At 72.6% G+C, this 5,174-nt stretch carries 5 protein-coding genes and 2 pseudogenes; 5 read left to right on the top strand and 2 right to left on the bottom strand.

The window, feature by feature from the left end:
- Positions 1-384, bottom strand: a pseudogene (locus DY245_RS19560) (hypothetical protein); the annotation flags it as partial.
- 176 nt (positions 385-560) lie between these two features.
- On the opposite strand from DY245_RS19560, the gene DY245_RS19555 reads away from it, so the two are divergent.
- Positions 561-1,316, top strand: coding sequence for a type 1 glutamine amidotransferase domain-containing protein (locus DY245_RS19555; protein WP_128508548.1), 756 nt, complete (start codon positions 561-563; stop codon positions 1,314-1,316).
- A gap of 28 nt (positions 1,317-1,344) precedes the next feature.
- On the opposite strand, the gene DY245_RS19550 is transcribed toward DY245_RS19555, so the two are convergent.
- Positions 1,345-2,289, bottom strand: coding sequence for an amidohydrolase family protein (locus DY245_RS19550; protein ID WP_128508547.1), 945 nt, complete (start codon positions 2,287-2,289; stop codon positions 1,345-1,347).
- Between the two features lie 208 nt (positions 2,290-2,497).
- Here DY245_RS19550 and DY245_RS46435 point away from each other — a divergent pair.
- The 4 genes and pseudogenes from DY245_RS46435 to DY245_RS19535 form a co-directional block, all read left to right on the top strand.
- Positions 2,498-2,702, top strand: a pseudogene (locus DY245_RS46435) (lysophospholipid acyltransferase family protein); the annotation flags it as partial.
- A 1-nt stretch (position 2,703) separates the two neighbouring features.
- Positions 2,704-3,289: lysophospholipid acyltransferase family protein (locus DY245_RS19545; RefSeq protein ID WP_244943133.1), on the top strand; the 586-nt coding region annotated here is incomplete at its 5' end.
- 87 nt (positions 3,290-3,376) lie between these two features.
- Positions 3,377-4,447, top strand: coding sequence for an NAD-dependent epimerase/dehydratase family protein (locus DY245_RS19540; protein ID WP_128508545.1), 1,071 nt, complete (start codon positions 3,377-3,379; stop codon positions 4,445-4,447).
- 103 nt (positions 4,448-4,550) lie between these two features.
- A partial coding sequence (locus tag DY245_RS19535) for a TIGR02452 family protein (RefSeq protein ID WP_128508544.1) occupies positions 4,551-5,174 on the top strand: 624 nt, incomplete at its 3' end.

Below are 5,174 nucleotides of genomic sequence, written 5' to 3'. Positions count from 1 at the left end.
GGACCCGGGCGGCGCCTGCGAGGCGGGCGGGGCGCTCGCGGCAGGCGGGGCGCTGGAAGCGGGCGGCTCGTTCGCCGCCGGTGGAGCGCCCGCGGCATCACCCTCACCCGCTCCTCCACTGCAGCCGGCGGCCCGCTGTTTGACCTGGATCTCCTTGATCACGGCCTGCCGGTTGGCGATCCGTGCCGCTGACTGGGCGTCCGGATGGGCCTGCTGATCGGCGATGAACTTCTGGTTGTTGCTCAGGGCGGTGGCCAGTCCGTCGCACGCCACCGAGGCCTGACTCGTGCCCGTCGTGGCGATGGCGATGCCGCCGACCAGCGCCGCGGCGCTGACGCAGACGATGATCTTCTGACGTCGGCCGACTGTTCTCTTTCGGGACATGCATGGCTCCTGTCCTCGGCCTGGAACCCTGGGTTCAGGCTCGGTTGCCGGCCAGTACGGAGCGCCAACCCGGCCCCGTTCAAAGCGAGTTGAAAGTTGTCCGCGGGTGCCAAAACGGATCCCGGAACGGTGACTGGGGCGGCGGGGAGCGGGTGAGCGCCTGCGATGATGTCCGGATGCGCGTGCTGATGCCGGTCCCGGACCGCGACGTCGATGTCACCGAGGTGGCGGTGCCCTGGCGGCTGCTCACCGACGCCGGTCATCAGGTCGTCTTCGCCACCGAGCGGCCCGGCACCCGGCCCGCCTGCGACCCGCGGCTGCTGACCGGCGTGCTCTTCGGACAGCTCGGCGCCGCGGCGGAGCCCCGGCGTTTCTACGAAGAGCTCACCCACAGCGAGGAGTTCACCGCGACGGTGGGGTGGGCGGAGCTGGACCCCGAGGCGTACGACGGGCTGATCCTGCCGGGTGGCCATGCGCCGGGTATGCGGCAGTACCTGGGCTCGGAGGTGCTGCAACAGCAGGTCGGCAGGTTCTGGGCGCTGGAGCGGCCGGTCGGGGCGATCTGCCACGGTGTGCTGGTGCCGGCGCGGACCCGCGATGCGTCCACCGGCCGTAGCGTGCTGGCGAGCCGCCGTACGACCTGTCTGCCGAAGTACATGGAGCGCTCGGCCTATTTGGCCACGGCCTGGCGGCTGGGCCGCTACTACCGTACGTATCCGGCGTATGTGGAGGACGAGGTCAGGACCGCGCTGGACGACCCTGGCGCGCAGTTCGAGCGCGGGCCGAGGGTCCTTTCCGCGCGCGGCACCGCGACCGATGACACCGCCGCTTTCGTGGTGCGGGACGGCAGCTATCTCTCGGCGCGCTGGCCAGGGGATGCCTACCTCTTCGGCCGCCGGTTCTGTGCGCTCCTGGAGGGCGCGCAGCGCTGAGGCGACCGGGTTGGCTCTCGGGCGCGCGCTACGCGGCGATCCGCCGGATAAGACCGCTGCCCGCCGTCAGCACTTCGTCGGCCTGCTCCGGCGGGAGGGCTTCCTCGATGAACGAGACGGCCCGGCGCAGCCGTTGTCCGCTCTGGTAGGGGAAGTCGGTGCCGAGCATCAGCCGGTCGGCCCCGTAGGAGTCGGCCGCGGCGCGCACAGCCGGGACATGTCCATGGGCGACGGTGTCGTACCACATACGACGCGCCGCCTCGGTGGGCTTCTCCACGACGTCCGGGGCCTCCCACGGGAGATGGTCATCGGCGCGCGGCAACAGCATCGGCAGGGCACCGCCGAGGTGGGCGTGGATGATCCGCAGCCGGGGGAAGCGGCGGGGGATCCCTTCGAGGATGAGGTGTATGGCGCAGATGGTGTCCTCGGTCGGTGCGCCGACCATCCAGCGCATCCGGTGCGCGGCGATCAGCGGTGATCCGGCGTCATGGCCCGAGGGGTGCAGGGACAGCACACCGCCGCGCCGGTCGAGCTCCTCGAAGAGCGCGGTGAAGGCGGGGTCGGCGAGGCTGCGGCCCAGGACGTCGGTGGTGACGCCGACGCCGACCATGCCGAGCTCGTCCAGGGCCCGGGCCAGCTCCGTCAGGGACTGGTCCAGATGCGGCAGCGGGAGCGCGGCGAACGCGGAGAAGCGGGTGGGCCGGTCACGGACCAGGCCGGCGTAGTGGTCGTTGGCGTGCCGGGCGGCCGTGACCGCCCGGCCGGCGTCGGCGAAGTACGGGCCCTGGGGTGATACGAACAGGATCTGGTGGTCGATACCGGCCGCGTCGTTCATGGTGAACCGGGCGTCCAGCTCGCGTGGGCTGTCTCCGGCGCCCAGTCCGCGGTGAGCGGCGGCGTCCGGCCGCCCGTAGGACTCCAGCAGCCGGAGATAGCGCTCACTCCACAGGTGGGCGTGCACATCGGTCCGCATCACTTTCAGCTTCCCGCCGGGGCTCCGGGGTGTCCACCGGAGCCGTACGGCGGGCCGCCGTGCAGCGGCACAGGGTCAGCATCGATCAGGCCTAGGGTGGTTACAAGCGACGACGGTTGCCCATACACTCACTGCCCGTCCCCGAGAGCCCTCGTGACCTGGAACGACGCAGCCGCCGAGGCACGCCGACGGAAGAGGGAGCTGCCCCGTGTTCTACCAGGTGCTGAAGTACATCCTTCTGGGGCCGTTGCTGCGGCTGCTGTTCCGGCCGCGGATCGAGGGGCTGGAGCATGTGCCGGAAGAGGGCGCGGCAATCATCGCGGGCAATCATCTGTCGTTCGCGGATCACTTCGTGATGCCGGCGATCGTGCCGCGCCGGGTGACGTTCCTGGCCAAGGCCGAGTACTTCACCGNCGTGATGCCGGCGATCGTGCCGCGCCGGGTGACGTTCCTGGCCAAGGCCGAGTACTTCACCGGGCCCGGTCTGAAGGGGCGGCTGACCGCGGCGTTCTTCCGCGCGGTCGGGCAGATTCCGGTGGACCGGTCCGGCGGCCGCGCCTCGCAGGCGGCCATCTCCTCGGGGCTCTCCGTACTCCGCAAGGGCCGGCTCCTGGGGATCTATCCGGAGGGCACCCGCTCGCACGACGGCCGGCTCTACAAGGGGCGGACCGGGGTCGCGTCGATGGCCATCCAGGCGGGGGTGCCGGTGGTGCCGTGCGCGATGATCGGCACGTTCGAGGCGCAGCCGACCGGCCGGCGGCTGCCGCGCGCGAGGCGGATCACCATCCGCTTCGGCGCACCGCTGGAGTTCTCGCGCTATGCGGGGATGGCGGACGAGCGCACCGCGCTGCGCGCCGTCACCGACGAGATCATGTACGCGATCCTCACGCTGTCCGGGCAGGAGTACGTCGACACGTACGCGGGCGAGGCCAAGGCCGAGGCACAGGCACAGGCGCGCGCCCACGGGCGGCGTGGCCACGACAACGGGCACACGGGCTGAGCGGCGGGCAGCCGGCCTCCGGGGCACCTCTTGCGCCGTGGGCGAACCGTACTGCGGCGTCTGCCTGACGGTCCGTAAGGTCCCCTCATGACATCGGGCAGCGTGACATCGGGCAGCGCAGTGGTGATCGGGGCGAGCGGGCAGAGCGGGCGCGCGGCGGTGCGGGCCCTGGCCCGGGACGGCTGGCAGGTGCGGGCCGCGTCCCGGCGCGGCGGGCGGGACGGCTCCTGGCCCGCGGAGGTCCGTACGGTGGCCATGGACCGGGCGGACGACGCGGCGCTGGCCGAGCTGGTGGGCGACGGGTGCGAGGTGCTGGTGGACTGTGTGGCCTACGGTGCCGCACACGCACGGCAGTTGGCGGGTCTGGCGGACCGGATCGGGTCGGCCGTGGTGGTCTCCAGCGGCGCGGTGTACGAGGACGACCGCGGGCGGAGCTTCGCGACACAGGGCGAGCCGGACGGTTTCCCGGTCTATTCGCTGCCCATCCCGGAGTCGTGCCGGACCGTGCCGCCCGGCGACGAGGACTACGCCACGGGGAAGATCGCGCTGGAGCGGGCGCTGCTGGCGGAGGGCGACCGGCTGCCGGTGACGCTGCTGCGGGCCGGTGCGATTCACGGCCCGCACAGTCCGCTCCCCCGTGAGCTGTACTTCGTCAAGCGGGTGCTGGACGGCCGCCGGGTGCGGGTGCTGGCGTACGGCGGGCGCAGCCGTTTCCATCCGGTGCATGTGGCCAACCTGGCGGAGCTGATCCGGCTGGCGGCCCGTCGGCCGGGGTCACGGGTGCTCAACGCGGGTGATCCACAGGCGCCGACGGTCGCCGAGATCGCGGTGGCGGTGGATGCGGCGATGGGGGCGCCGGCGAGCGAGGTGGTGACGGTGGAGGGTGCCCCGCCGTCGTCCGATGTCGGCGAGACACCCTGGTCGACCGCGCACCCGGTGGTCTACGACATGGCCGCCGCGGAGCGTGAGTTGGGCTATCGCGCGGTGACGACGTACGAGGATTCGCTGCCGGAGACGGTGGCCTGGCTGGCGGACCGGGTCAAGGGGCGGGACTGGTGGGAGGTGTTCCCGACGATGGCCGCCCACTATCCCGACGAGATGCTGTTCGGGTATGCGGCCGAGGACCGGTGGCTGGCCGGGCGGGGCGCGCAGCGCTGAGGGGACGGCGCGGGGGCGGCGCGGGGCCCGATATCCGGTCGCGGGGCGCGCCGCGCGACCGTACCTTGATCGCTATGAGTAATCGGATACGGGGGAGCCGACGATGAGCGCCCGGCTGCGTGGCATGGCACAGGAGACGGAGCGGATCGTCGCGACGGGTGGGTACCGCGCGCCGAGCGGACGACTGGTGGAGATCGCGGCAGCGGTCGAACGGGCGCGGGCGGGGACCCGGATGTACGGGCCGGAGCCGGTCGCGGTGGGGGCGCCGGCCCCCGGGGCGCGGACGACGGTGTTCGAGGTGACGGGGGAAGGCAGTCTCACGGCCGGCCGGCGGCTGGCCGAGGCGGGCGGCGGGCCGCCGGCGATCCTCAACTTCGCCTCGGCCCGCAATCCCGGCGGCGGCTATCTCAACGGCGCACAGGCCCAGGAGGAGGCGCTGTGCCGCGGGTCGGCGCTGTACACCTGTGTACGCGAGGTCCCGGAGTTCTATGCCGCGCATCGGGCCGAGCCGAGCCCGTTCTACAGCGACCGGGTGATCTACTCCCCCGGCGTACCGGTGTTCCGTGACGACCGCGGCAATCTGCTCGAAGTGCCGTACGAGGCGGGGTTCTTGACGGCCGCGGCGCCGAATGCGGGGGTCATCGCGCGGCAGCGGCCGGCCGAGGCGGGCCGGGTGCCGGCGGCGCTGGCGGCGCGTGCGGAACGGGTGCTGGAGGCCGCGGCGGCC

Origin of the sequence: Streptomyces inhibens (assembly GCF_003389455.1) — a bacterium.
GTDB lineage: Bacteria > Actinomycetota > Actinomycetes > Streptomycetales > Streptomycetaceae > Streptomyces > Streptomyces inhibens.
Note: the sequence above shows the minus strand (reverse complement) of the source record. Positions and strands in the feature narration are given on the sequence as shown.

Excerpts from the sequence above, each read along its gene's own strand:
- DY245_RS19555 (WP_128508548.1), top strand. The coding sequence starts at position 561 with ATGCGCGTGCTGATGCCGGTCCCGGACCGCGACGTCGATGTCACCGAG.
- DY245_RS19550 (WP_128508547.1), bottom strand. The coding sequence starts at position 2,289 with ATGCGGACCGATGTGCACGCCCACCTGTGGAGTGAGCGCTATCTCCGG.
- DY245_RS19540 (WP_128508545.1), top strand. The coding sequence starts at position 3,377 with ATGACATCGGGCAGCGTGACATCGGGCAGCGCAGTGGTGATCGGGGCG.